General features: G+C 66.1%; 23 protein-coding genes. 14 read left to right on the forward strand and 9 right to left on the reverse strand.

Going from position 1 to position 25,451, the window contains the following annotated elements:
• The 6 genes from LPZ50_RS05795 to LPZ50_RS05820 all read right to left on the reverse strand — a co-directional run.
• Positions 1-951 (reverse strand): branched-chain amino acid ABC transporter permease (locus LPZ50_RS05795; protein ID WP_230658743.1); only part of this gene is annotated, 951 nt, incomplete at its 3' end.
• Positions 952-961: 10 nt separating this feature from the next.
• Complete coding sequence (locus tag LPZ50_RS05800; RefSeq protein ID WP_230658745.1) at positions 962-1,843, reverse strand: branched-chain amino acid ABC transporter permease; 882 nt, start codon at positions 1,841-1,843, stop codon at positions 962-964.
• Between the two features lie 22 nt (positions 1,844-1,865).
• A complete protein-coding gene (locus LPZ50_RS05805; RefSeq protein WP_230658747.1) occupies positions 1,866-3,026 on the reverse strand; it encodes an ABC transporter substrate-binding protein in 1,161 nt (386 codons plus the stop codon).
• Between the two features lie 38 nt (positions 3,027-3,064).
• Positions 3,065-3,901, reverse strand: coding sequence for an alpha/beta fold hydrolase (locus LPZ50_RS05810; protein WP_230658749.1), 837 nt, complete (start codon positions 3,899-3,901; stop codon positions 3,065-3,067).
• Positions 3,898-5,457: a benzoate-CoA ligase family protein gene (locus tag LPZ50_RS05815; protein WP_230658751.1), complete on the reverse strand. Its 1,560-nt coding sequence runs from the start codon at positions 5,455-5,457 to the stop codon at positions 3,898-3,900. Before LPZ50_RS05815 ends, LPZ50_RS05810 begins: the two co-directional genes overlap by 4 nt.
• A 51-nt stretch (positions 5,458-5,508) precedes the next feature.
• Positions 5,509-5,979 (reverse strand): DUF4863 family protein, encoded by a 471-nt coding sequence (locus LPZ50_RS05820; protein ID WP_230658754.1) that lies wholly within the window; start codon positions 5,977-5,979, stop codon positions 5,509-5,511.
• Between the two features lie 183 nt (positions 5,980-6,162).
• Between LPZ50_RS05820 and LPZ50_RS05825 the strand changes: the two genes are divergently transcribed.
• The 5 genes from LPZ50_RS05825 (at position 6,163) to LPZ50_RS05845 (ending at position 12,426) form a co-directional block, all read left to right on the forward strand.
• Positions 6,163-7,071, forward strand: a complete 909-nt coding sequence (locus LPZ50_RS05825; protein WP_230658756.1) for a helix-turn-helix transcriptional regulator — start codon at positions 6,163-6,165, stop codon at positions 7,069-7,071.
• A 148-nt stretch (positions 7,072-7,219) separates the two neighbouring features.
• Complete coding sequence (gene boxC, locus LPZ50_RS05830) at positions 7,220-8,878, forward strand: 2,3-epoxybenzoyl-CoA dihydrolase (RefSeq protein ID WP_230658759.1); 1,659 nt, start codon at positions 7,220-7,222, stop codon at positions 8,876-8,878.
• A 220-nt stretch (positions 8,879-9,098) separates the two neighbouring features.
• Entirely contained in the window at positions 9,099-10,526 is a 1,428-nt protein-coding gene (boxB, locus tag LPZ50_RS05835; RefSeq protein ID WP_230658761.1) for a benzoyl-CoA 2,3-epoxidase subunit BoxB, read from the forward strand.
• A 25-nt stretch (positions 10,527-10,551) separates the two neighbouring features.
• Positions 10,552-11,823 (forward strand): benzoyl-CoA 2,3-epoxidase subunit BoxA, encoded by a 1,272-nt coding sequence (boxA, locus tag LPZ50_RS05840; protein WP_230658763.1) that lies wholly within the window; start codon positions 10,552-10,554, stop codon positions 11,821-11,823.
• A gap of 162 nt (positions 11,824-11,985) precedes the next feature.
• Entirely contained in the window at positions 11,986-12,426 is a 441-nt protein-coding gene (locus LPZ50_RS05845; protein WP_230658765.1) for a MaoC family dehydratase, read from the forward strand.
• A gap of 51 nt (positions 12,427-12,477) precedes the next feature.
• Here LPZ50_RS05845 and LPZ50_RS05850 read toward each other — a convergent pair whose 3' ends face one another.
• On the reverse strand, positions 12,478-13,671 hold the full coding sequence (locus LPZ50_RS05850) for an acyl-CoA dehydrogenase (protein ID WP_230658767.1): 1,194 nt from the start codon (positions 13,669-13,671) through the stop codon (positions 12,478-12,480).
• 54 nt (positions 13,672-13,725) lie between these two features.
• Positions 13,726-15,420 (reverse strand): thiamine pyrophosphate-binding protein, encoded by a 1,695-nt coding sequence (locus tag LPZ50_RS05855; RefSeq protein ID WP_230658769.1) that lies wholly within the window; start codon positions 15,418-15,420, stop codon positions 13,726-13,728.
• 120 nt (positions 15,421-15,540) lie between these two features.
• On the opposite strand from LPZ50_RS05855, the gene LPZ50_RS05860 reads away from it, so the two are divergent.
• The 9 genes from LPZ50_RS05860 (at position 15,541) to LPZ50_RS05900 (ending at position 24,638) form a co-directional block, all read left to right on the forward strand.
• On the forward strand, positions 15,541-16,416 hold the full coding sequence (locus tag LPZ50_RS05860) for a LysR substrate-binding domain-containing protein (RefSeq protein ID WP_230658771.1): 876 nt from the start codon (positions 15,541-15,543) through the stop codon (positions 16,414-16,416).
• Positions 16,417-16,647: 231 nt separating this feature from the next.
• Entirely contained in the window at positions 16,648-17,646 is a 999-nt protein-coding gene (locus LPZ50_RS05865; protein ID WP_230658773.1) for a Bug family tripartite tricarboxylate transporter substrate binding protein, read from the forward strand.
• Positions 17,647-17,686: 40 nt separating this feature from the next.
• Entirely contained in the window at positions 17,687-19,861 is a 2,175-nt protein-coding gene (locus LPZ50_RS05870) for an arylsulfatase (RefSeq protein ID WP_230658775.1), read from the forward strand.
• Between the two features lie 77 nt (positions 19,862-19,938).
• On the forward strand, positions 19,939-20,730 hold the full coding sequence (locus tag LPZ50_RS05875; RefSeq protein WP_230658777.1) for a DeoR/GlpR family DNA-binding transcription regulator: 792 nt from the start codon (positions 19,939-19,941) through the stop codon (positions 20,728-20,730).
• Positions 20,721-21,842 (forward strand): Ldh family oxidoreductase, encoded by a 1,122-nt coding sequence (locus LPZ50_RS05880; protein ID WP_230658779.1) that lies wholly within the window; start codon positions 20,721-20,723, stop codon positions 21,840-21,842. The genes LPZ50_RS05875 and LPZ50_RS05880 overlap by 10 nt, the downstream gene beginning before the upstream one ends.
• A 44-nt stretch (positions 21,843-21,886) precedes the next feature.
• Complete coding sequence (xerD, locus tag LPZ50_RS05885) at positions 21,887-22,819, forward strand: site-specific tyrosine recombinase XerD (RefSeq protein ID WP_230658787.1); 933 nt, start codon at positions 21,887-21,889, stop codon at positions 22,817-22,819.
• A 76-nt stretch (positions 22,820-22,895) separates the two neighbouring features.
• Positions 22,896-23,384, forward strand: coding sequence for a Cys-tRNA(Pro) deacylase (gene ybaK / locus LPZ50_RS05890; RefSeq protein ID WP_230658781.1), 489 nt, complete (start codon positions 22,896-22,898; stop codon positions 23,382-23,384).
• Between the two features lie 181 nt (positions 23,385-23,565).
• The gene (locus LPZ50_RS05895) at positions 23,566-24,144 is read left to right on the forward strand and encodes a DJ-1/PfpI family protein (protein ID WP_230658789.1); all 579 of its coding nucleotides are present in this window, start codon (positions 23,566-23,568) and stop codon (positions 24,142-24,144) included.
• A gap of 113 nt (positions 24,145-24,257) precedes the next feature.
• Positions 24,258-24,638, forward strand: coding sequence for a ribbon-helix-helix domain-containing protein (locus tag LPZ50_RS05900; protein ID WP_230658783.1), 381 nt, complete (start codon positions 24,258-24,260; stop codon positions 24,636-24,638).
• Positions 24,639-24,653: 15 nt separating this feature from the next.
• Here the strand turns inward: LPZ50_RS05900 and pbpG are convergent.
• The coding region (gene pbpG / locus LPZ50_RS05905) for a D-alanyl-D-alanine endopeptidase (RefSeq protein ID WP_230658785.1) at positions 24,654-25,451 on the reverse strand (798 nt) is incomplete at its 5' end.

Raw genomic sequence — 25,451 nt, forward strand, 5'->3', positions numbered from 1 at the left:
GCGCCATTGGGCCGGCAGCCCGGCCAGGCCGTCGGGCAGCAGGGCCACCAGCGCGATGATGGCCAGCCCCAGCGGCAGGTGCCAGTGCTTGGCGTATTCGCCGAACAGGGCCTGCGACTGGAAAAATTCCTGCAGCAGGATCAGCGCGGCCGCGCCCAGCACGGCGCCGCCCAGCCGCCCCATGCCCCCCAGGATCACCATCAGCAGTACCAGCCCCGATTGTTCCCAGGCCAGCAGCTCCGGCGTGACGAAGCCGTCTTTCAGGGCATAAAGGAAGCCCGCCAGCCCCGCCAGGGCCGATCCCACCACGTAGGCGGCCAGCTTGTACGGAAAGGTGGAGTAGCCGGCGGCCCGCATGCGCTGCTCGTTGATGCGTATGCCCGCCAGCGCCGCGCCGAACGGCGAGCGCCGCAGTACGGCCAGGAACCCCCACGCCAGCGCCAGGCAGGCCAGCACGAAGCCGTAGTAGGTGCCGGGCTGGTCCAGGTCGAACGGCATCCAGCCGGCCAGCGAGAACTGCGGCCGGAAGTACAGGTAGATGCCGTCGCTGCCGCCGCCTACATCGGTATCGTGGAACACGTAGTACGCCATCTGCGAGAACGCCAGCGTCACCATGATGAAGTACACGCCGCGCGTGCGCAGCGCCAGCGCGCCGGTCACCAGCGCATACAGGGCCGCGCCGCCCACGGCCGCGGCCAGCAGCCAGATCAGGCTGCCGGATTCCGATTCCGGCGACAGCAGCGCCGCCGCATACGCGCCTATGCCGAAGAACGCCGCATGCCCCAGGCTGATCAGGCCGGCCCCGCCCACCAGCAATTGCAGGCTCAGCGCGAAGATGGCGTAGATCATCAGCTTGATGGCCAGGCCGGTGTAGTAGTCGGCGCCCAGCATCGGGAACAAGGCCAGGGCCAGCAGCACGGCCAGGGGGATCAGTTTGCTTGCGTGATTCATTACTCTGGCCCTAGCCCTGTTTGAACAGCCCTTCGGGCTTGCACAGCAGAATGATGGCCATCAGCAGGTACACCAGCACCCCGGCGGCGGCCGGGAACAGCACCTGGCCGAAGGTCTCGACCGCGCCCACCAGCATGGCCGCCAGGAACGCGCCGCGTATGGATCCGATGCCGCCGATGACCACCACCACGAAGCACACGATCAGCACGCCGTGGCCCATGCCGGGATACACCGAGGACACGGGCGCGGCAATGGTGCCGGCCAGCGCGGCCAGGGCCACGCCGGCCGCGAACACGATGCGGTACAGCCTGTTGATGTCGATGCCCAGCGACCCGATCATCTCGCGGTTGCTGGCGCCGGCCCGCACCATCATGCCCAGGCGCGTGCGGGTGATCACCCAGTACAGCAGCAGCGCCACCGCGATGCCGACGGCGGAAATGAACAACCGGTACACCGGGTATGTCATGACGCCGCCCAGCGATACCGTGCCGTTCAGCCAGGCGGGCACGGGCACGCCGTGCACGTCGTTGCCCACCAGCAGGCTGCGCACTTCCTCGAATACCAGGATCAGCCCGTATGTCATCAGCACCTGCTGCAGGTGGTCGCGTCTGTACAGATAGCTGAAGAACGCCGCTTCCAGCAGATAGCCCAGCAGCGCGGCCAGCAGCACGCACAGCAGCAGCGTGGCCACGAAGCCGCCGCCCAGCCAGCGGTCGACCAACGGCCCCAGCGCGAAGGCCATGTAGGCGCCTATCATGTAGAAGCTGCCATGGGCCAGGTTGATGATGCCCATGATGCCGAAGATCAGTGTCAGCCCGCTGGCCACCAGGAACAGCAGCAGGCCGTGCTGCAGCGCGTTCAGGCACTGGATGAGGAAAATGCTCGCGTCCATGTCGGTATGCCGGGCGGGGGCGTCAGAGCTTGCAGCCGCGCGCCGGGTCGGCCAGCTTGGGCACGGCCACTTCGACCATCTTGTTTTCCATGCCGGAGACCTGGCGCAGGTACATGTCCTGCACGGGGTTGCCGGCGGCCGACAGCGTGAACTTGCCGCGCGGGCTGTCGATGGTGGCGCCGCGCATGGCATCGCGGAACTTGGCCTTGTCCGACACATCGCCGCCCACGGCCTGCAGGCCCACCTGCATCAGCTGCGCCGCGTCGTAGCCTTGCACGGCATACACATCGGGCGGCATGTTGTAGGCCTTGGTATAGCCGGCGCGGAAAGCCTTGTCGCGAGGGTTGTCCAGGCCGTCGGCATAGTGCAGCGTGGTCAGCAGCCCCTGCGCGGCCTCGCCCTGGGCCTTCAGCGTGCCGTCGGTAAGAAATCCGGTGCCGTACAGCGGGATGGTCTTCTGCAGGCCCGAGGCATGATAGTCCTGCACGAACTTCACCGCGCCGCCGCCCGCGAAGAAAGCGAACACCATGTCGGGCTTCAGCGCGGCGATCTCGGTCAGCAGCGACTGGAACTCCACGTTGGGGAAGGGCAGGGTCAGTTCCTTGACGATCTTGCCGCCGGCTTTCTCGAAGCCTTCGCGGAAGCCGCCCATCTGTTCTTCGCCCGCCGCGTATTTCCAGGTAATGGTGACGGCGGTCTTGTGGCCCTTGGCGGCCGCCACCGGGCCCATGGCATAGCCCGGCTGCCAGTTCGAGAACGAGGTGCGGAAAATGCCCGGGCCGCACATGGGACCGGTAATGGCATCGGCGCCCGCGTTGGTCACGATCAGCGTGGTGTCGCTGCCCTTGGCTGCCTTGGCCAGCGCCATGGCCACGCCGGAGTGCACGGTGCCGACCAGCACATCGACCTGGTCGCGCTTGATCAGGCGGTTGGCGTTTTCCGACGCCTTGGCCGGGTTGGATTCATCGTCGACCTTGAAGTATTCCAGCTCGCGCCCGCCCAGTTTTCCGCCCTGTTCGGCCACGTACTGCTTGAAGCCGTTCTCGATGGCGTTGCCCAGCGCGGCGTAGGTGCCGCTGTAGGGCAGCATGAAGCCGACCTTGATCTTGTCGGCGGCCAAGGCGCCGCCGGCGGCCAGGGCTATCGTTCCTGCAAGCAGGGCGCGGGTCAGGGCGTGGGGCATGGTGTTGTCTCCTGGTTATTGTTGGCTGGCGCGCGGGCTCAGCCGGGCTTGTCCAGGCCGCCGACGAAATCGGCGACGGCCGCGGTCACGATGTCGGGCCGGTCTTTGTGCGGGGAATGGCCGCAGCCGGGTATTTCCAGCAGGCGGGCCTGCGGCGCGCCGCGGCGTATGCGGCGGATCTGTTCCAGCGTGCCGTATTCGTCGTCCAGCCCCTGCAGCGCCAGCAGCGGGCACCTGATGCGCGGCAGGAAGGCTTCAATGTTCCAGGCCCGGAAGGCCGGATCCAGCCAGATGTCATTCCAGCCCCAGAAGGCCGAATCGGCGTCGGCGTGATAGCGCGCCAGCCTGGCTGGCAGGTCGGTGTCCAGGTAGGCGCGGCGCGCCCGCTGGATGTTCGCAATGCTGACGTCTTCCACGAAGACATGCGGCGCCGCCGCCACCACGCCGGCCACGGCGTCGGGGTACATGGCGGCGTACAGCAGCGCGATCGAGCCGCCGTCGCTGTGGCCGAACAGGATGGGGCGGTCGCGCCGGGCATTGATGCCCACGGCCTCGAACAGGGCGGGCAGCACGTCCCGCGCCTGGTCGTGCATGAATGCCACCGGCCATTTCTCGCCGGCCGGGCGCGGTGTGGATGCCCCGTATCCGTAGCGCGAGAACACCAGTCCGCGGCAGGCCGCCGCATCGCAGGCTTGCCGGGGCCAGTCTTTCCACATGCCGGCCGAACCCAGGCCTTCGTGCAGGAATACCAGCAGCGGGGCGTCGCGCCGCTCGGGGGCGATCCACTGACATTCCAGCCGCAGGTCGCGTCCCAGGGCGTGCAGCGCGGCCCACGCCGGGGCTTCGGCGGCAACGGCGCTGGCGGCGCGCGTCATAGCGAGGCTTCTTCCAATTGCCGCAGCCGGAACCGCTGGATCTTGCCGGTGGCCGTCTTGGGCAGTTCCTCGGTGAAGTTGATCTGGCGCGGGTATTTGAACGGCGCCAGGTGCTGCTTCACGTATTGCTGCAAGGCCGCGCCGGTGCGGTCGTCGGGCTGGAAGCCCGGCCGCAGCACCACATAGGCCTTGGTCTTGACCAGGCCGTCGTGGTCGGGTACGCCGATCACGGCGGCTTCCAGCACGGCCTCGTGCTGGATCAGCACATTCTCCACTTCCACGGGCGACACGTATTGGCCGCTGACCTTGATCATGTCGTCGCTGCGGCCGGCGTAGGTGTAGTAGCCGTCGGCGTCGCACTGGTATTTGTCTCCGCTTTTCAGCCACTCGCCCTGGAAGCACTGGCGCGTCTTGTCGCGGTTGTTCCAGTACATCAGCGCGGTGCTGGGCCCCTTGATGTACAGGTCGCCGATGACATTGGCGGCCACCGGGCGGCCGTCGTCGTCGCGCAACTGCACTTCGTAGCCCGGCACCGGCTTGCCGGTGGTGCCGTAGCGCAGCTGGCCGGGCTGGTTGGAAAGAAAAATGTGCAGCATCTCGGTCGAGCCGATGCCGTCCAGGATCTCGCACCCGAAGTGCCGGGTGAAGCGCTCGCCGATATCACGCGGCAGGGCTTCCCCGGCCGAGGTACAGACGCGCAGCGACACCTGCCCGCGCGTGGGCAGCTCGCTGCTGGCCAGCATGCTGGCGTACAGGGTGGGCACGCCATAGAACACCGTGGGCCGGTGATCCACCAGGCGCTTGAACACGGCTTGCGGGGTGGGGCGTTCACTCATGACCACCACGGTGGCGCCCACCGCCAGGGGAAAGCTCAGCCCGTTGCCCAACCCGTAGGCGAAGAACAGCTTGGCCGCCGAGAACACCACGTCGTCTTCGCGTATGCCCAGCACCGGTTTGGCGTAAAGCTCTACGGTATGCCACAGGTTGCCATGGGTATGCACCACGCCCTTGGGCTTGCCGGTGGAGCCGGACGAATACAGCCAGAACGCGATCTCGTCGGCCAGCGTACGGGTGGCCGGCACCAGCGGCGCCGCGGCCAGCAGGGCGTCGAAGTCGTGGCCTTGCGGCGGCAGCTCGCCCGCGGGCTGCGAAACGACCAGATGTTCGATCTCGTGCGGTCCCTTGCCCAGCGCGGTCTGCAGCGGGCCCAGCAGGTTGCCCGAGACGAAGGCGGCGCGCGCGCGGCAATGGCCGGCGATATAGGCGTAGTCGTCCGGCGTCAGCAGCGTGTTCACCGCCACCGGCACCACGCCGGCGTGCAGGGCGCCCAGGAACGCCACCGGCCAGTCGGCGCTGTCGTGCATCATCAGCAGCACGCGTTCTTCGCGGCGCAGGCCCAGCTGGCGCAGCGCCCCGGCGCAGCGCGCCACGCGTTCGGCCAGTTCGCCGTAGGTGATGCGGCGCATGTCGTCGATATAGGCCACCTTGCTGGCGCGCGGCGCGTTCAGCGCGGCCAGGTGGCTGGCAAAGTTCAATTCCAGGGGGCAGGGGTTCATGGGATGTCTCCGGTGTTCTGGTGTTTTTTCTGCCGATTCCGCCCTGCGGGCCTAGGGCCGGGTGAACTCGATGGCGCCGCCGGGCAGCAGGTACAGCACCAGGGCCTGGCCGCCGGTCACGGTGGGGCGGTGCGCGCTGCCGGGGCCGTACACCAGCCAGCCGGCGGGGTGCCCGTCAAAACGCGCCGTCTCGTCCAGCGGCATGATCAGGTCGATTTCGCCTTGCGGGTGGCTGTGGTGCGGGCCGGCCAGGCTGTCCATGTCGACCACGTCCACCGAAAAACCCGCCAGATCGTCGTCGGCCTTCAGCACGCGGCCGTAGCGGATGCCGCCCCCTTCACGGTTGCACATCCAGCCTTCGGCCACGCCTTGCCTACAGGCGGCGAACACTTCGCGGTACACGTCGGTGCCGGCGCCCGCGTCGCGGTTCAGGCGGTCTTGCAGGCCGGCATCCAGGGGCAAGCCCGCAATTGGGCCGGTAATGCGGCGCATCAACTGGTGGAAGGATGCTGGCGTACTCATGGGTGTCCCGTCCTTTACACTGTCGGCGCGCTGGGCGGCGCATGCATTTCATTGCTATCCAACTGCACATGGCTGCCCAATTCGCCCTGCATGAACAGAAAAATAGTGCTTCACACCAGTAGCGTCAAGCACTATAGTGCATAAACCTTGGGAAATCAGGGTTTCCTCGGAGTTCGAACAAGCATGATCCAAGCGCTAGACAAGGAATCTTCCGAACCGCGCCGCGAACCGTTCCTGGTGGCCCTGGGCGAGCGGGTGCGGCGCCTGCGGGCCATACGCGGCATGACACGCAAAAGCCTGTCGCAGGCCACCGGGGTATCCGAGCGCCACCTGGCCAATCTGGAGCATGGGGTGGGCAATGCGTCCATCCTGGTATTGCTGCAAATTGCCAAGGCCTTCAATTGCGCACTGGCGGAATTGGTGGGCGACGTCACTACCGAATCGCCCGACTGGCTGCTGATCCGCGAATTGCTCAGCGGCCGTACCGAATCCGATCTGCAGCGGGCGCGCCAGGCGCTGGCGCAATTGTTCGACCTGGGCGGCGGGGCGCAGCGGCCGAACCGCTTCCAGCGCATCGCCCTGATCGGCTTGCGGGGCGCGGGCAAATCCACGCTGGGCCAGATGCTGGCCGACGACCTCGGTTACCCCTTCGTGGAACTCAACCGGGAAATCGAGCGCGTGGCCGGCTGCGGCATCCTGGAAATCCACAATCTGTACGGCCCCAATGCCTACCGGCGCTATGAGCGCCGGGCGCTGGAAGAGGCGGTGCAGATCTACCCGGAAATGGTGCTGGCCACGCCGGGAGGCCTGGTGTCCGAGCCGGCCACGCTCAACCTGCTGCTCACGCACTGCTATACCGTGTGGCTGCGGGCCACGCCCGACGAGCACATGGCGCGGGTCATGGCGCAGGGCGACTTCCGGCCCATGTCCGGCAACAACGAGGCCATGGCCGACCTGAAACGCATCCTGGCGGGCCGCGAGGCCTTCTACGCCAAGGCCGACCTTACCTGGGAAACCAGCGGTCTGAGCCTGCAGGAAAGCTTCGGGGGGCTGCGTGCCCAGGTGCGCAAGGCGGGGGGGCTGCCGTTGTAAGGGCACGGGCTCCCTACGGGGCCCTGTCACCAAAGGCGCCTGCATTTTCATGCATGTTTTGGTTGACGGCCTTTTTTTTGTGCATTAATCTGCACTTTAATTCATCTAATGCAGTATTTTTCATATTCGTGAGTGCCAGGAGACGTACATGAACAGTGCCGCCCCCCGCGTGGATTTCCAGACCGAACCGGCCCGCTACCGGCACTGGAAGCTGAAGCTCGACGGCGCCATCGCCACGCTGGCCATGGACGTGGCGGAAGACGGCGGCCTGCGTCCCGGCTACAAGCTCAAGCTGAATTCGTACGACCTGGGCGTGGATATCGAACTGCACGATGCGTTGCAGCGCATCCGCTTCGAGCACCCCGAAGTGCGTACGGTGGTGGTTACCAGCATGAAAGACCGCATCTTCTGTTCGGGAGCCAATATTTTCATGCTGGGCCTGTCCTCGCATGCCTGGAAGGTGAATTTCTGCAAGTTCACCAATGAAACCCGCAACGGTATCGAGGATTCCAGCCGCCACAGCGGGTTGAAGTTCATTGCCGCCCTGAACGGGGCTTGCGCGGGCGGGGGATATGAGCTGGCGCTGGCTTGCGACGAAATCTTCCTGGTGGACGACCGCTCATCGGCGGTGGCCTTGCCGGAGGTGCCCTTGCTGGGTGTGCTGCCGGGCACGGGCGGGCTGACGCGGGTGACCGACAAGCGCAAGGTGCGCCACGATCACGCCGATATTTTCTGCACCCTGGTGGAAGGGGTGCGCGGCCAGCGCGCCAAGGATTGGCGGCTGGTGGACGAGGTCGTCAAGCCCGCGCAGTTCGATGCCGGCGTGCGGGCGCGCGCCGAATCGCTGGCGGCGCAAAGCGACCGCCCGGCGCAGGCGCAGGGCGTCAGCCTGGTGCCGCTGTCGCGCACCGAAACCGAAAACCGCCTGTCGTACCAGTACGTGGATGTGGCGTTCGACCGCGAAAAACGCCAGGCCACCTGGACGATACGCGCGCCGCAGGGCAACGTGCCCCAGGACCTGGATGCCATCGTGGCGGCCGGGGCCGGTTGGTGGCCGCTGCAGATGGCGCGCGAACTGGACGACGCCATTCTCAGCCTGCGCACCAACGAACCCGACCTGGGCACCTGGGTCATCAAGACCGAGGGCGACAGCCAGGCTGTACTGGCGGCCGACGCGGCCTTGCAGCAGCACGCCAGCCACTGGTTCGTGCGCGAAACCGCCGGCATGCTGCGGCGTACCCTGGCGCGCCTGGACGTGACGTCGCGCTCTATCTTTGCGCTGATCGAGCCGGGCTCGTGCTTTGCCGGCACGCTGTTCGAACTGGCGCTGGCGGCCGACCGCATCTACATGCTGGACGACGAAGACGCCGATGCCCCCGCGCAGATCGTGGTGCACGAACGCAACTTCGGCGCCTACCCCATGGTGAACGGGCTCAGCCGCCTGCAGCACCGCTTTTATGAAGAAGTGCAGCCGCTGGAGGCCGTGCGCGCCGCCGCGGGGCAGTCATTGCCGGCGCCGCGCGCGCTGGAACTGGGGCTGGTGACCTTCGCGCCCGACAGCATCGACTGGGACGACGAGGTGCGCCTGGCGTTGGAAGAACGCCGCGCGCTGTCGCCCGACGCGCTGACCGGCCTGGAGGCCAACCTGCGCTTCGGCGGCGGCGAAACCATGGAAACCCGCATCTTCGGCCGGTTGACGGCATGGCAGAACTGGATTTTCAACCGCCCCAACGCGGCAGGCGAGAAGGGCGCGTTGAAACTTTATGGCAAGGGCGAGCAGGCGTCGTTCGACTGGAACAGGGTGTAGGGCAGCGGGCCAGCGGGTGTCTGGCTCCGAAGGTGCCAGACACCGTAGTGCGCCACGACAGTCTCAGTTGGACGGTGTCCGGCACCCTGACGGGAGCCGGACACCTGGCAGTCCCCCGCAGTTTCCAGGCTTCAAACATGCCCGCACCAAACAGGAAACATTGGCATCCCGACAGAATCACCCGGCGCGCTGGCAGGCCGCCCCAAAGGAGAGAGCAGACATGTCCGGCATCAATTACAGCGAGAAGATTCCCAACAACGTCAACTTGTCCGGAGACCGCGCCCTGCAGCGCGCGCTGGAGCACTGGCAGCCCAACTACCTGCAATGGTGGCAGGACATGGGCCCCGACGGCTCGCACGGGTTCGACGTGTACCTGCGCACCGCCGTCAGCGTCGAGCCCGACGGCTGGGCGCATTTCGACCATGTGAAAATGCCCGACTATCGCTGGGGCATTTTCCTGGCCCCGCAGGACGGCCAGCGCAAGATTCATTTCGGCGAGAACCTGGGCCGCGATGTGTGGCAGGACGTTCCCGGCGAACACCGCGCCAACCTGCGGCGCATCATCGTCACGCAGGGCGACACCGAGCCCGCGTCCATCGAGCAGCAACGCCACCTGGGCATGACGGCGCCGTCGCAATACGACCTGCGCAACCTGTTCCAGATCAATGTGGAAGAAGGGCGCCACCTGTGGGCCATGGTGTACCTGCTGCATCGCTACTTCGGCCGCGACGGCCGCGAAGAGGCCGACGCGCTGCTCGAGCGCAGCTCGGGCGATGCCGACAACCCGCGCATCCTGGGGGCGTTCAACGAAAAAACGCCCGACTGGCTGGCGTTCTACATGTTCACGTATTTCACTGACCGCGACGGCAAGTTCCAGTTGTGCGCGCTGGCCGAATCGGGTTTCGACCCGCTGGCCCGCACCACCAAATTCATGCTGACCGAAGAAGCGCACCACATGTTCGTGGGCGAATCGGGCGTATCGCGCATCATCCAGCGCACCTGCGATGTCATGAAGCAACTGAAGACCGACGATCCGGCCAGCATACGGGCGGCCGGCGTCATCGACCTGCCCACCATCCAGCGTTACCTGAATTTCCATTACAGCGTCACCATCGACCTGTTCGGCGCCGACCAGTCCTCCAACGCGGCCATTTTCTATAGCTCGGGCCTGAAGGGGCGCTATGAAGAAGGCAAGCGCGGCGACGACCACCAGCTCAAGAACGACACCTACCGCGTGCTGAGCGTGGACGGCGGCGCGTTGCGCGAAGTGGAAGTGCCCATGCTGAATGCGCTGAACGAAGTGCTGCGCGACGACTTCATCCGCGATTCGATGGCGGGCGTGGGACGCTGGAACAAAGTCATCGAGAAAAGCGGCCTGCCGTTCCGCCTGTCGGTACCGCACAAGGCGTTCAACCGGCAGATCGGCACGCTGGCCGGCATCCGCGTGGCGCCCGAAGGCGAAGTGCTTGGCGAAGCCCAGTGGCAGGCCAACCGGCATAAATGGCTGCCCACGGAAGAAGACCGCGCGTTCGTGGCTTCGTTGATGGGCCGGGTGGCCGAGCCCGGCAAGTTCGCCAACTGGATCGCGCCGCCCGTCATGGGCGTGAACCGCCAGCCGGTGAATTTCGAATACGTGCGTTTCAACTGACGCCACTGAAACCAGGAGCCCGGCAATGAATGCCCCCTTGCCGCCCGAAGTGCTGAAGCAGCACCTGATCGATCCCGAGATCTGCATACGCTGCAATACGTGCGAGGAAACCTGCCCCATCGATGCCATCACGCATGACGGCACCAATTATGTGGTGGATCCCGGCATTTGCAACGGCTGCATGGCCTGCGTGCCGCCGTGTCCCACGGGGTCGATCGACAATTGGCGGCTGGTGCTGAAGGCCCAGGCCTATAGCGTCCAGGACCAGTTCGGCTGGGACGAACTGCCGGGCGAAAAACCCTTGCCCGATGGCTTGCCCGCCGCCGAGGCCGCCGACGCCGACGAAGCCGCCGACACGGAAAGCGCGGCACCAGCGGCCGGCGTACCCGCGGCCGAAGCGGCGCCCGCCGCGCTGTTGCCGGGCGCCAGCATTCCTCCCTGGTCGGCCGCGCATCCTTATGTGAACCTGTACACGCACAAGACGCCGGCCACCGCCACGGTGGTGGGCAATTACCGCGTCACCGGCGAAGACACCGACAGCGACATCCACCACATCGTGCTGGACTTCGGCAACCTGCCGTTTCCCGTGCTGGAGGGGCAGTCCATCGGCATTCTGCCGCCAGGCACGGATGCCAATGGCCGCGCGCACCATGCGCGCCAGTACTCGCTGGCCAGCCCGCGCGACGGCGAGCGCGCGGGCTACAACAACCTGTCGCTGACGGTGAAGCGCGTCACCGAAGACCACCACGGCCAGCCGGCCCGCGGTGTGTGTTCCAACTACCTGTGCGACCTGGCCAGGAACGACACCGTGCAAGTGATCGGGCCGTTCGGCAATACCTTCCTGATGCCCAACCACGCGCAGGCCAATCTGCTGATGATCTGTACCGGCACGGGCTCGGCCCCCATGCGGGCCATGACGGAACGCTACCGGCGCCGCATCGAGCGCGGCACCAACGGACGGTTGATGCTGTTCTTCGGCGCGCGCACGCAGCGCGAACTGCCGTACTTCGGGCCGTTGATGAAGCTGCCGCGCGATTTCATCGACATCAACCTGGCCTTGTCGCGCGAGCCATCCCAGGCGCGGCGCTATGTGCAGGACCTGATGCGCGAGCGCGCCGCCGACGTGCTGGACTTGCTGGGCGATGTCAATACCTGCATTTATGTCTGTGGCTTGAAAGGCATGGAAAGCGGCGTGCTCGACGCTTTGCGCGATGTGGTCGTGCAAGCGGGGCAGGATTGGTCTATCCTGCATGAATCGTTGCGCCGCGAGGGGCGGCTGCATTTCGAAACGTATTAGGGCCACCCCCGAAGCACTGCGCGCGCTCCGCCTCGCGGCTGGCCGCCGCCCGGATTCTCCAGGCAGGGATCAGTCCTCAAGGGCGCCGCTGGCGGGCTGTCAAAGCCGGCTCCCCGGCGTCCCTGATCCGGGGCACTGCCTTATTTCGTTCGAGAAGCTGACATGAAGTTCGCAGAATTCAAGGAAGGCATGCTGATCAAAGCGGGGCCGGTCACGGTTACCGAAGACGAGATCCTGACGTTCGCCCGCCAGTACGACCCACAATGGTTCCACACCGATGTGCAGCGCGCCGCGCAGGGGCGCTGGGGCGGCCTGATCGCCAGCGGCTGGCATACCTGCGCCCTGGCCATGCGCATGGCCGTCGAGGCGGCGCTGCATGATTCCGAATCTTTCGGTTCGCCCGGGCTGGGTGAACTGCGCTGGCGCGTGCCCGTGCGCCCCGGCGATGCCCTGTGCCTGCATGCCCGGGTGCACGCGGTGCGCCGTTCTACCTCGCGCGCGGACATGGGCATTATCAGCTGGTACTGGACAGTGCTGAACCAGCACGACGAAGCCGTGCTGGAACTGGATGCCACCAGCCTGTTCGACCTGAGCGGGAATTAAACCGGAGGTATCTGGCTCCCGCCAGGGTGCCAGACACCGTCACCGCGGCGATCAGCTGAACGCCTGGATGCCCGTCTGGGCGCGGCCCAGGATCAGGGCGTGCACGTCGTGAGTGCCTTCGTAGGTATTCACCACTTCCAGGTTCACCAGGTGGCGGGCCACGCCGAACTCGTCGGAAATGCCGTTGCCGCCCAGCATGTCGCGCGCCAGGCGGGCGATGTCCAGGGCCTTGCCGCACGAATTGCGCTTCATGATGGACGTGATTTCCACCGCGGCCGTGCCTTCGTCTTTCATGCGGCCCAGGCGCAGGCAGCCTTGCAGGCCCAGCGTGATTTCGGTCTGCATGTCGGCCAGCTTTTTCTGGATGAGCTGGTTGGCGGCCAGCGGACGGCCGAACTGCTTGCGGTCCAGCGTGTACTGGCGCGCCGTGTGCCAGCAGGCCTCGGCGGCGCCCAGCGCGCCCCAGGCAATGCCGTAGCGGGCCGAGTTCAGGCAGGTGAAGGGGCCGCGCAGGCCGGATACTTCGGGCAGCATCTGCTCGGCCGACACTTCCACTTCGTCCATGACGATTTCGCCGGTGATGGACGCGCGCAGGCCCACCTTTCCATGAATGGCCGGGGCCGACAGGCCCTTCATGCCTTTTTCCAGGATGAAGCCGCGGATCTTGCCGTCGTAGTCGCCGCCCACGCACTTGGCCCACACCACGAACACATCGGCGATGGGCGAGTTGGTGATCCACATTTTGTTGCCCGACACTTTGTAGCCGCTGCCGGTCAGCACGGCGCGGGTTTCCATGCCGTTGGGGTCGGAACCGTGGTTGGGTTCGGTCAGGCCGAAGCAGCCGATCCATTCGCCGCTGGCCAGCTTGGGCAGGTATTTCTGTTTCTGGGCTTCGCTGCCGAATTCATTGATGGGCACCATCACCAGCGACGACTGCACGCTCATCATCGAGCGGTAGCCCGAGTCGATGCGTTCGACTTCGCGGGCGATCAGGCCGTAGCTGACGTAATTCAGGCCGGCGCCGCCGTATTCGGTGGGAATGGTGGCGCCCAGCAGGCCCAGTTCGCCCATTTCGGCGAAGATCTTCGGGTCGGTCTGCTCGTTGCGGAAGGCGTCCAGCACGCGCGGGGCCAGCTTGTCCTGCGCATAGGCCTGGGCGGCGTCGCGCACCATCCGTTCTTCGTCGGTAAGCTGCTGGTCGAGCAGCAGCGGATCTTGCCAATGGAAGGAAGGGTTCGAAGACATGTATCGCACTCCGGTATATGAGAATTCGAGAAGGGTGAGAGCGTCGCCGCGCCGTTATTGGCGGGCTTGCAGCGACGCGTCGCGGATTTTTTCCAGCGTGGTCGACGGCGAGATGGTCTCGGGGTCGATCAGGCAGTGCAGGATGGCGGGCTTGCCGCTGGCCAGCGCACGTTCGAATGCCGGCCCGAACTGTTCGGTGGTTTCGACCCGTTCGCCGTGGCCGCCGAAGGCCTGCGCGTAGGCGGCAAAATCGGGGTTCTGCAGCGCGGTGGCCGACACGCGGCCGGGGTAGTGTTTTTCCTGGTGCATGCGGATGGTGCCGTACATGCCGTTGTCCACCAGCACCACGATGATGGGCAGCTTGTACTGTACGGCGGTGGCGAATTCCTGGCCGTGCATCATGAAGCAGCCGTCGCCGGCAAAGCACACCACGGTTTTTTCAGGCTGGACGCGCTTGGCGCCCACGGCGGCCGGCAGGCCATAGCCCATGGAGCCCGACGTCGGCGCCAGTTGCGTGCCAAAGCGCGTAAAGCGGTGGAAGCGGTGCAGCCAGGTGGCGTAGTTGCCGGCGCCGTTGGTCATGATGGCGTCGGCCGGCAGGGTATTTTCCAGGTAGGCCATTACGCCGCCCAGTTGCAGCGCGCCGGGCGTGCTGATCTTGGCGGGGTCGCTCCAGGCCAGGTACGACTGGCGCATCGCGGCCGTGTCGTCGGCCCACGCGGGTTGCGCCGGTGCCTGCACGCCCGCCAGCGCCTGCGCAAAGGCCGCCGGCGAGGTGTTGATGGCCAGCGTGGCGCGGTACACGCGGCCCAGCTCGGCGCTGTCGGGGTGCACGTGCACCAGCTTCTGGCGCGGCACCGGGATATCCAGCAGCGTGTAGGCCTGGCTGGGGCTTTCCGACATGCGGCCGCCCACCAGCAGGATCAGGTCGGCCTCGGCCACGCGCCTGGACAGCGCGGGGTTAATGCCCAGCCCCACGTCGCCGATGAAGCAGGGATGGTCGGCCGGGAACAGCATCTGGCGGCGGAACGACACCGCCGTGGGCAGCGACAGGCGCTGCGCGAAATCGGCGAACTGGGCCACCGCCTGGGCATCCCAGCGCGAACCGCCCAGAATGGCCAGGGGCGCGCGGGCCTGCGCCAGCAGCTGCTGCAGCTCGTCCAGCTGGCCGGCGGCCGGCGCCGCGTCGATGACTTCATAGCGGGGCGCATCGGCCACGCTGGCGGTTTCGGTCAGCATGTCTTCGGGCAGCGCGATCACCACCGGGCCGGGGCGGCCCGAGGTGGCCACGTGGAAGGCCCGCGAAATCAGTTCCGGAATGCGTTCGACCTGGTCGATTTCGGTAACCCACTTGGCCTGCGTGCCGAACACCGCGCGGTAGTCCATTTCCTGGAACGCCTCGCGCTCGCGCATGCCGCGCTCGATCTGGCCCACGAACAGGATCATTGGCGTGGAGTCCTGCTTGGCGATGTGCACGCCCGCCATGGCGTTGGCCGCGCCCGGGCCGCGCGTCACCATGCAGATGCCGGGCTCGCCGGTCAGCTTGCCGTGCGCGTCGGCCATCATGGCCGCGCCGCCTTCCTGGCGGCACACCGTGACGTCGATGCGGGCGTCGTGCAGGCCGTCCAGCACGGCCAGGTAGCTTTCGCCGGGCACGCAGAATACGTGCTTGACGCCATGGGCGGCCAGTTGGTCGACCAGGATGTGCCCGCCCAGGCGGGCGGTGGGGGTAGAGGTAGCAGTAGTCATAATCAACCGGAATTCAAGCCGTCGAGGATAATGTTCCTGGGTTGCACAAGGCAATTGATAAAATTGCACAATATAGTGACCTGCCGGCACGTCCGGCCGCCACCAAGACATTATCTTCCCATGAGAAACGGCATTCCCAACCTCAGCGCATTGCAAGCCTTCGAGGCCTCGGCCCGGCTGGGCAGCTTTTCGCGCGCCGCCGAGGAACTGGCGCTGACCCATAGCGCCGTGTACCGGCAGGTGGCCAGCCTGGAAGCGCGGCTGGGGGTGCAACTGTTTACCCGGGTGCGCCGGCGCATCGTCCTGACCGACCACGGGGCCGAATACGCTGGCCGCATCCGCCACCACCTGGACCAGATCGAAAAAGACACGTTCGGCCTGGTCAGCCGCACCGGCATGGGCCGCAGTATCCATATCGCGGTGGTGCCCACGCTGGCCACCACCTGGCTCATTCCGCGCCTGCCCGGATTCCAGCGGCAGCATCCCGACATCACCGTCAGCCTGTCGGTGCGCACGCTGCCCTTCCAGTTCAAGGACCAGCCCTTCGATGGCGCGCTGTACCACGCCAGCGGCATCTGGCCGGGCACGCAGGGGGCGCTGCTGTTTCCGGAAAAAGAACTGGTGCCGGTGTGCGCGCCGCACTTGCCGCGCCGTGCCGACGAAGGCCTGGCGGGGCTGACGCACCTGCACCTGAGTTCGCGCCCCGACGCCTGGCGCCAGTGGTATGCGGCTTGCCGCCAGCCCTATGGCCCGCAGGCGGCGGGCGGCCCACGCTACGAACTGTTCACCATGACGCTGGCCGCCGCCCAGGCTGGCCTGGGCGTGGGGCTGGTGCCGCATTTCCTGGCGCAACCGGCGCTGCAGGCAGGCACCCTGGTGCAGCCCGTGCCGGAAGTGCTGGCCGTGGGCCAGGGGTATTACTTCGGCTATCCGCAGCGCGATGAACGCCCGGATGCCCTCAAGGTATTCGAGGCCTGGTTGAAGTCGGCGGTATAGCCCGGCCCGTCTCTTCTACGGTTATCGCCTGCGCCGCTCTGCGAGTGCTGCCGCAGGGATTTTCCCGCCTGATCTATCAAAAATGTTCATAACCGACTATATTCAGTCAAGATTTCCGGTCATGGCAGGCAGAAATGGCTGAATTTGACGGAAATCTCCTATAAGCATTCACCTGCCGACTCGGAATCTATCGGGGCGGGAAGGCGAGGCATACAAAGATTGGAGACAAGCATGTTCCGTAGTCGGATGACGCGGCGTGACGCCGTGCAAGCGCTGGCCGGCATGGCCGCCATGGCTGGTACAACCTCTTCCTGGGCTCAGGACACCGCGAAATGGCCCGACCGGCCGGTGCGCGTGGTGGTGCCGGTGGCCTCCGGCGGCATCATCGATTTGCTCGCGCGCGCGGTCGGCGAGTCATTGGCGCCTACGCTGGGGCAGCCGCTGGTGGTGGAATCCCGGCCCGGCGCGGATCACCTGATCGGCATCCAGAACGTGGCCAAGAGCAGCCCCGACGGCTATTCCTGGCTGTGCGCATCGGTGCCGTTCACCGTGAATCCGGCCCTGCGCAAAGCACCGGGCTACGATCCTGTCGGCGATTTCCGGCCGCTGTGCCTCATCGCCACCAGCCCCAATGTGCTGGTGGTGCATCCCGATGTCCAGGCGCGCTCGTTGGCGCAATTCATCGAGTTGGCCAAGCGCGAACCGGGCAAGCTGACTTACGGCAATCCCGGCAATGGTTCGTCGAACCACCTGGGCATGGAACTGTTCAAGAGCGAGGCCGGTATCGACCTGCTGGGCATTCCGTACAAGGGCCAGCCGCCGTCCATTTCGGATTTGCTGGCGGGCCGGCTCGACTGCATGTTGATGAGCGTGTCCCTGGCGAAGAACTACATCCAGGCGGGGCAACTGCGGCCCCTGGCGGCGGTTGCCCCGCAGCGGATCGATGCGCTGCCCGACGTGCCTACGATGAACGAGGGCGGCTATCCTGGCGTGGACGTGGTGCCCTGGTTCGGCCTGCTGGCTACCGGCAAGACTCCGGACGCCGTGATAGAAAAGGCTAGTGCGGCGTTGCATGCGGCGATGCAGACTCCCAAGCTGCAAGCGTCCATCAGGAACATCGGCGCCACGCCTTATCCTGCGGGCACGCCTGCCGTATTCGAGAAACTGATCCAGGCGGAACTGGCGAAGTGGCCGGCCGTGCTCAGCCGGGCCGGCATCGAGAAAACCTGAGCGGCGCAACGCTCGCCGACAACCACCGGAGACAGTACTCATGAGCCATGTGAAGCGTCCCAACATCGTCTTTGTCGTTCTGGACGACGTCGGATTTTCCGATCTGGGATGCTACGGATCGGAGATCCCGACGCCGCGCATCGACCAGTTGGCAACCGAAGGGCTGCGCTACAACAATTTCCATGTGACAGCGATGTGTTCGCCGACGCGGGCCTGCCTGCTGACCGGACGCAACGCGCATTCGGTGGGCGTGGGCATCATTGCCGAGTGGGCCAACGGCCAGCCCGGCTACGATGGCCGCATCTACCCCAGCGCCGGCACCCTGCCGGAAGTCTTGCGGCGCGAAGGCTACAACACTATGGCAGTGGGCAAATGGCACCTGGCCGGCACCGAAGAGTACGGCGCGGCCGGGCCGTTTTCCAACTGGCCGCTGGGCAAGGGCTTCAATCGCTGGTACGGGTTTCACGGCGCGCTGGCCGACCAGTACTACCCTGAGCTGTATGTCGACAATCATCCCATCCATCTCGACCCGCCCGAGAACTACCATTTGAGCGTCGACCTGGTGGATCAGAGCCTGGGCATGATCCGCGACCATTGCACTAGCGCGCCGGCCGCGCCGTTCATGATGTACGTGGCCTTTGGCGCGTGCCATTGGCCGCACCAGGCGCCGCGCGAGTACATCGATCGCTTCAAGGGCAAGTACGATCAGGGTTGGGACGACGTCCGCGTGCAGCGCCTGAAAGCGCAGATCGAGATGGGTATCGTGCCCGCAGGCACCCGTCTGGCGCCGCGCAATGACGATGTGCGGCCGTGGGACGAGGTGCGGCGCGACGACGCCGTGGTCAGCTTGAGCACCCGGTTGCAGGAAGCGTACGCTGGCTTCATGGTCCATACCGACGAGCAGATCGGGCGCTTGGTTGATGGCCTGCAGGCCCTGGATGTGCTGGACGACACCATTGTGGTGCTGCTGTCCGACAATGGCGCCAGCCCTGAGGGCGGCCCGACCGGCGCGATCAACCTGCGCAAGCACATGGTCTACGAGCTGGACGATCCCGGGCAGGCCGTGCGCCACCTGGATAAGATCGGCGGGGCCGAGGCGTTCAACCATTACCCGACCGGCTGGGCGCAGGTCAGCAATACGCCGCTTAAGTGGTACAAGAAAGACACGCATGGCGGTGGGGTGCGCGCGCCCCTGATCTTGCGCTGGCCTAAGGGGTTTACCGCTAGGGGCGAGATCCGTACGCAGTTCCACCATGTCATCGACATCGCGCCGACCCTCTACGACGTACTCGGTATCACGCCGCCGGACGAGCTCGCGGGCGTGGCGCAACAACCGCTGCATGGCATCAGCATGGCTTACAGCTTCGACCAGGCCGGCGCCGCGTCACGGCGCGCCCGGCAATATTTTGAACTGCTGGGCGATCGAGCGTTGTGGCAGGACGGCTGGAAGGCGGTGACGCGCCATCGCAAGGGTACGCCCATGGACACCGATGTCTGGGAGCTTTATCACATAACGCAGGATTTCTCCGAAGCCAGCGACCTGGCGCAAACCGAGCCGGCGCGCCTGCAAGCCATGGTGCAAGCCTGGCTGCAAGAGGCGGAGCGTTATGGCGTCTTGCCACTGGACGACCGCGAATGGGAGCGCGCCGCCGAGCGCATACGCGAAGGTTCGCGCGCCCAGTATGTGTACCGGCCGCACATGGCCCGCATCGACCGTTTGATGGCACCAGATGTCACGGGCAAGAGCTTTCGTATCGAAGCCTCGCTGAATCGTTCGGGCGCGCCCGTGCAGGGCGTGATGCTGGCCTGGGGCAGCCGGTTGGGCGGGCTGGTGCTGTACGCGCGGGCCGGCAAGCTGGTACTGGAATACGTGTATTCGCAGGACGAGCGCGTGGTTATCGAAGTCGATGATGCGCTGCCTACGGGCAAGGCCAGCGTGGTCGCCTCGTTCGATCGGAACGAAGACGGCAGTATCGACCTGAGCCTGGAGGGGACCGGACTGGCCCGGGCGCGTGGCCGCTCCGCCAAGTCTTGGCCAACCCATGGCATGACGGCCGGCTTATCGTGTGGGCACGATGCGGGCCATCCCGTCAGTAACACTTATACGGCGCCTTTCCCTTTTGCCGGTTCCGAGCTAGTACAGGTTACGCTTACGGTCGACCAAGCCGGCGGCAGGCGGCAAGAAAGGCCTGCATCGGCTTTCCAGGAAGACTGACGGGTGCGCGGCGGCCGGTTGTCTGTTCAGGTTGGCAACCGGCCGCCGCTTCCCACGCCGGCACAGGAACTCATAACATGCAAAAGAACAAACGTTCGATGTTGGCGCCCCAAAGACACGCCCTGATCCTGGATCATCTGCGCGGCAATGGTAGTGCCTCGCTGGCCACGCTGACGCGATTGACGGGCGCTTCCGAATCCACCATACGCCGTGATTTGCTTGAACTCAGTGCACGCGGCGGTAGCGTGCGGCGCATCCATGGTGGCGCGATCAGCGCGCGCCTGGAGTCATCTACTTATGAACCACCCGCGCAAGTGGCCGAGCAATTGCACCCGCAAGCCAAGCAGCGCATCGGCGCGGCCGCCGCGGGTCTGATTCTGGACGGGCAGAGCGTCATGTTCGACAGCAGTTCCACCGTCATGGAAGCTGCGCGCGCCGCTGTGCGGCGCGGCCTGGCGATTACCGCCATCACCAATGACCTGGCCACCGCGCAGATCTTGAATACCTCAGCCGCGGGCGGTGTGATCGTGACCGGCGGCACCGTCCGCCCGGACACCAATACGCTGTATGGCCCTTCATGCGAGTCGTTGTTGCGCAGCGTCTATGTCGATCTCCTGTTCCTGGGCGTGCACGCAGTGTCGGACACCGGGGTGACGGAAAGCTCGATCGAGATCGCTGATATCAAGCGTCACATGATTGCCACGGCGAAACGTGTCGTACTGCTGGTCGACCAATCCAAATTCGGGCGGCGTTCATTTGCGCAAATATGTGGGTTGGAAGATATCGATGCGCTTGTCACGGACGCCACGCCCGACCAATGCGAGGCGCTGGGCCTGCAGGAACGAGGTATGGAAATATTTTGGGTCTGACCCGTGTCGCGCCCGAGGGCAAGCATCAAGGAGAGTATGCGATGGCAGGAGAGGAGCACCGGCGTTACGGCGTGGATGAGATCCGGACATGTGCGCAGGCGCTGTTCCGTGCGGCCGGGCTGGACGAAGAGAAGGCCCGGGTCGTAAGCGAGATCCTGGTCGAAGCCGACATGATGGGCCATGCGACGCACGGCCTGGCCTTGGCGCCCGCCTACCTGGACGCGGCGGCTTCAGGGACATTGCTGGCCAGCGGCGAGCCCGAAGTGGTGGCCGACCGCGGCGCCTGCATCACATGGCGGGGCCGACGTCTGCCGGGGCCATGGCTCACGGCGAAGGCGGTCGATCTGGCGCTCGAGCGCGTTCAGACCTACGGCACGGTGACGGTGGCGATCTCCGACAGCCACCATATCGGCGCCTTGGCCGCCTACCTGACCCGCGTCACCGAACAGGGTTGCATGGCGGTGATTGCCAGTTCCATGCCGTCACTGGCCGGCGTCGCGCCCTACGGTGGGACGCAGGCTGTATTTACCCCTAATCCGGTTGCCGCGGGCATTCCCACCAAAGGCGATCCCATCCTGCTGGATATCAGCGCGTCCATCACCACCATCAACATGAGCCGGCAACTGCTCAAGGCCGGCAAGAATTTTCCACAGCCCTGGGCCATGGATGCCCAGGGCAATCCCAGTGCCGACCCCCAGGTGGCCCTGTCGCAGGGGGGCACGCTGCTGCCGGTGGGGGGGCTCGACCACGGGCACAAGGGCTATGGCTGGGCGTTGTTGGTCGAAGCGCTGTCGACTCTGTCCGGATTCGGGCGGGCCGATCGCCCCGCCGGCACCTGCGTGTCGGTGTACATACAGGTCATCGATCCGGACGCGTTCGGCGGCCAGGTGGATTTTGCGCGGCAAATGGACTGGCTGGCCGAGACGTGCAAGTCCAATCCGCCGCGGCCGGGTGTGGACCGGGTGCGCTTGCCGGGCGAACGCGGCCTGGCGCTCAAGCGTGACTCTCTGGCGCGGGGGGTGGCGCTGTCTGACAGCATCATGCAGGGATTGTCACATTGGAGCGGGAAATATGGGGTGACCATGCCAACCGCCCATCCCAGGAGCGGCTGACCGGTAGAATGGGCGGGCTGCTCGATCACGGTTTCGTCCGCTTCATGCCCCATCCCGACCCCCTGGCCTCCCAGGCCGATATCGACGCCTTCATCGATGCCGTATGGCTCGAAGACGGCCTGGCGGCCAATACGCTGGCCGCCTACCGGCGCGACCTGAGCGCATTCGCCCAGTGGCTGGAAAACCCCGCCGAACACGCCGGCGCGGCGCAGGCGGGCCAGTTGCGCGACGCCGGGGCCGGCGACATCGAGGCCTGGTTCTCGGCCCGCCATGGCGACAGCCGCGCCACCACCGCCAATCGCCGCCTGGCCTCGCTGCGCCGGTTCTTTGCCTGGGCATTGCGCGAACATCGCGCCCCGCGCGACCCTTGCCTGAACCTCACCGCGGCCAAGCAGCCGCCGCGCATGCCCAAGACGCTGTCCGAGGCGCAGGTCGATGCCCTGCTGCGCGCGCCCGACCTGAACACCGCGCGCGGCCTGCGCGACCGCGCCATGCTGGAAACCCTGTACGCCACCGGCCTGCGCGTGTCCGAACTGGTGAATATCAAGGTGCTGGAAGTCAGCCTGAACGAAGGCGTGGTGCGGGTGGTGATGGGCAAGGGCGGCAAAGACCGCCTGGTGCCGCTGGGCGCCGAAGCCGCGCACTGGATCGACCGCTATCTGCACGGCGCCCGGCCGGAACTGGCGGGCGCGCGGGTCAGCGACGCGCTGTTCCTTACTGCGCGCGCCCAGCCCATGTCGCGGCAGGCATTCTGGCAACTGATCAAGAAGTACGCCGTCATTTCTGGCATCCGCGCGCCGCTGTCGCCGCACGTGCTGCGCCATGCTTTCGCCACGCACCTGCTGAACCACGGCGCCGACTTGCGCGTGGTGCAGATGCTGCTGGGGCACGCCGACATTTCCACCACGCAGATCTACACCCACGTGGCGCGCGAACGGCTCAAGGCCCTGCACGCCGCGCACCACCCGCGCGCCTGATGCGCGTTGCGCCGCGCGCGCCGGCTGCCTACACTACCGGCTTTTCTCCGGCCGCCGCGCGGCCCGCCACGGCGCCATGAGCAAAGCCCGCCACGTTTCCGAAACGCCCGCCACCCAGATGCTGAAGCGGCACAAGGTGGCCTATACCGAACACACGTACGAGTACATCGACCACGGGGGCGCTGGCGAGGCCGCGCGCCAGTTGGGCCTGGACCCGCACGCCGTGGTCAAGACCCTGATCATGGAAGACGAGGCGGCGCGGCCGCTGGTGGTGGTGATGCACGGCGACCGGGAAGTCTCCACCAAGAACCTGGCGCGCCAGGCCGGCCTGAAAAAAGTGGCGCCCTGCCAGCCCGATGTGGCGCAGCGGCATTCGGGCTACCAGGTGGGGGGCACTTCGCCGTTCGGCACGCGCAAGCGCATGCCGGTGTGGGTCGAGGCGCAGGTGCTGGAATATCCGGTGGTGTACATCAACGGCGGCCGGCGGGGCTACCTGATCGGTATCGACCCCAAGGCCCTGGTCAGCCTGCTGGACGCGCGCCCGGTGTCGGTGGCCCTGGAATAGGCGGCCTGCCTGCCCGCGATGGGGTTTGCGGCGCTTTCTTGCGGTATCCCGTTACTACCAGCCGCCCGCGCGGCTGTCGCAAAATCGATCGATCCGGGCCCGGCATTGCCGCTGCATGCCTGGCGCGCATGCGGGCATGGCGCTTGCCGCGCATGCCCAGGCCAACAACCAGGAGACCGCGATGGGCAAGAAACTGCTGATGCTGGTCGGCGACTACGCCGAAGACTATGAAACCATGGTGCCGTTCCAGGCGCTGCAGGCGGTGGGTCACACCGTGCATGCCGTCTGCCCCGGCAAGAAGGCCGGCGACAGCGTCGCCACCGCCATCCACGATTTCGAAGGCGCGCAAACCTACAGCGAGAAGCGCGGGCACAATTTCGCGCTGAACCACGATTTTGAACAGGCCGATGCCGACGCCTACGACGGCCTGGTCATTCCGGGCGGCCGGGCGCCGGAATATCTGCGCCTGAATGAACAGGTGCTGGAAATCGTGCGCCAGTTCGACCGCGCCGGCAAGCCCATTGCCGCCGTGTGCCATGGCGCGCAATTGCTGGCGGCCGCCGGCATCCTGAAGGGGCGCACCTGCTCGGCGTATCCGGCCTGCGCGCCGGAAGTCCGCCTGGCCGGCGGCACCTATGCCGAGATCGCCATCGACCAGGCGCACACCGACGGCAACCTGGTCACGGCGCCGGCCTGGCCCGCGCATCCGGCCTGGCTGGCGCAATTCCTGAAGGTGCTGGGTACCACCATCACCCATTGACGCCCGGCGCCAGGCGCCATGCGTGCCTGGCGGCGCCTGCACGCGTCGCCGCCATCTTGCCGCCCCGGCGGCCGCAATCGTACAGTGAGGTTCTTCCTCACGGAGCCACCGCCATGTGCGAAATCTTCATCCGCGCCCATCCCGATTCCTACACCCCCGAAAGCCGATCTTTGCGCCTGCATGGCGTGGCCACCAGCGTGCGGCTCGAACGCCTGTTCTGGTCGGTGCTGGAAGAAATCGCCGAGCGCGATGGCATGCGGGTCACGCAACTGATCGAACGGCTGTATGACGAGTTGATCGAATACCGTGGCGAAGCGGCGAATTTCACCTCGTTTCTACGGGTATGCTGCCTGCGCTACGAAGTGCTGCAGGCCGACGGCCGCATTCCGAACGACACCGCGGTGCCTATCCGTTCGCTGGATGCGCGCGCGGTGCTGGCCGGCCTGCCCGATGCGCTGCACGATGGCGCGGCGCCGCGCCGCAAGGCTGCCTGAGCCGGCAGCCGGCCGCTACAGCATGGCCACGTCGCTTTGCAGGATGCGGCGCAGCCGCACCGCGTCGCCGATGCGCGACAGCTTGCCCTGGGAATCCAGCAGCACCATGGCCACGTCGCGGCCGTTGATGCGCGCCAGCATCACCAGGCATTCACCGGCTTCGTTGATGAAGCCGGTTTTCGAAACCTTGATATCCCAGTCGGGCTTGCGCACCAGCAGGTTGGTGTTGCGGAACAGCTGCGTGCGGTTGGCCACGTCGACTTCGTATTCGTCGTCGGTGGAATAGCGGTGGATCAGCGGCCGTTGCGATGCGGCGCGCAGCAGGCGCGCCAGATCGCGCGGCGACGACACGTTCTGGCTGGACAACCCCGTGGGCTCGACGAAATGCGTGCTGGACATGCCCAGCGCGCGCGCCTTGCTGTTCATGGCCGCGACAAAGGCCGGCAGGCCGCCCGGATAATGACGGCCCAGCGCATGCGCGGCGCGGTTTTCCGATGACATCAGCGCCAGGTGCAGCATGTCGCCGCGGGTGAGGCGCGTGCCCACGCGCAGGCGCGACGAGGTGTGTTTCAGGGTGTCGACATCGTCGTCGGTGATTTCCAGCATCTGGTCCATGGGCTGGTTGGCATCCACCACCACCAGGGCGGTCATCAGCTTCGAGATGGAAGCGATGGGCCGCACCACGTTGTCGTTCTTGGCGAACAGGACGGTAGAGGTTTCCAGGTCTTGCACGTAAGCCGTGCTGGAACGCAGCGAGGCGATTTCTTCGCGCACCGAGCCGGCCGCCGCCGGCAGCGCCGCCGCGCTGGCCAC

Origin of the sequence: Bordetella petrii (assembly GCF_020991325.1) — a bacterium.
Lineage (GTDB): Bacteria > Pseudomonadota > Gammaproteobacteria > Burkholderiales > Burkholderiaceae_B > Bordetella_A > Bordetella_A petrii_E.

What these genes read in the sequence shown, in the direction of transcription:
- LPZ50_RS05895 (WP_230658789.1), top strand. Translation starts at nt 23,566, where the DNA reads ATGGGCAAGAAACTGCTGATGCTGGTCGGCGACTACGCCGAAGACTAT.
- LPZ50_RS05800 (WP_230658745.1), bottom strand. Translation starts at nt 1,843, where the DNA reads ATGGACGCGAGCATTTTCCTCATCCAGTGCCTGAACGCGCTGCAGCAC.
- LPZ50_RS05810 (WP_230658749.1), bottom strand. Translation starts at nt 3,901, where the DNA reads ATGACGCGCGCCGCCAGCGCCGTTGCCGCCGAAGCCCCGGCGTGGGCC.
- boxC (WP_230658759.1), top strand. Translation starts at nt 7,220, where the DNA reads ATGAACAGTGCCGCCCCCCGCGTGGATTTCCAGACCGAACCGGCCCGC.
- LPZ50_RS05870 (WP_230658775.1), top strand. Translation starts at nt 17,687, where the DNA reads ATGAGCCATGTGAAGCGTCCCAACATCGTCTTTGTCGTTCTGGACGAC.
- LPZ50_RS05865 (WP_230658773.1), top strand. Translation starts at nt 16,648, where the DNA reads ATGTTCCGTAGTCGGATGACGCGGCGTGACGCCGTGCAAGCGCTGGCC.
- LPZ50_RS05815 (WP_230658751.1), bottom strand. Translation starts at nt 5,457, where the DNA reads ATGAACCCCTGCCCCCTGGAATTGAACTTTGCCAGCCACCTGGCCGCG.
- LPZ50_RS05805 (WP_230658747.1), bottom strand. Translation starts at nt 3,026, where the DNA reads ATGCCCCACGCCCTGACCCGCGCCCTGCTTGCAGGAACGATAGCCCTG.
- boxB (WP_230658761.1), top strand. Translation starts at nt 9,099, where the DNA reads ATGTCCGGCATCAATTACAGCGAGAAGATTCCCAACAACGTCAACTTG.
- LPZ50_RS05855 (WP_230658769.1), bottom strand. Translation starts at nt 15,420, where the DNA reads ATGACTACTGCTACCTCTACCCCCACCGCCCGCCTGGGCGGGCACATC.
- LPZ50_RS05900 (WP_230658783.1), top strand. Translation starts at nt 24,258, where the DNA reads ATGTGCGAAATCTTCATCCGCGCCCATCCCGATTCCTACACCCCCGAA.
- ybaK (WP_230658781.1), top strand. Translation starts at nt 22,896, where the DNA reads ATGAGCAAAGCCCGCCACGTTTCCGAAACGCCCGCCACCCAGATGCTG.
- LPZ50_RS05825 (WP_230658756.1), top strand. Translation starts at nt 6,163, where the DNA reads ATGATCCAAGCGCTAGACAAGGAATCTTCCGAACCGCGCCGCGAACCG.
- boxA (WP_230658763.1), top strand. Translation starts at nt 10,552, where the DNA reads ATGAATGCCCCCTTGCCGCCCGAAGTGCTGAAGCAGCACCTGATCGAT.
- LPZ50_RS05845 (WP_230658765.1), top strand. Translation starts at nt 11,986, where the DNA reads ATGAAGTTCGCAGAATTCAAGGAAGGCATGCTGATCAAAGCGGGGCCG.
- LPZ50_RS05820 (WP_230658754.1), bottom strand. Translation starts at nt 5,979, where the DNA reads ATGAGTACGCCAGCATCCTTCCACCAGTTGATGCGCCGCATTACCGGC.
- LPZ50_RS05860 (WP_230658771.1), top strand. Translation starts at nt 15,541, where the DNA reads ATGAGAAACGGCATTCCCAACCTCAGCGCATTGCAAGCCTTCGAGGCC.
- xerD (WP_230658787.1), top strand. Translation starts at nt 21,887, where the DNA reads ATGCCCCATCCCGACCCCCTGGCCTCCCAGGCCGATATCGACGCCTTC.
- LPZ50_RS05850 (WP_230658767.1), bottom strand. Translation starts at nt 13,671, where the DNA reads ATGTCTTCGAACCCTTCCTTCCATTGGCAAGATCCGCTGCTGCTCGAC.
- LPZ50_RS05875 (WP_230658777.1), top strand. Translation starts at nt 19,939, where the DNA reads ATGCAAAAGAACAAACGTTCGATGTTGGCGCCCCAAAGACACGCCCTG.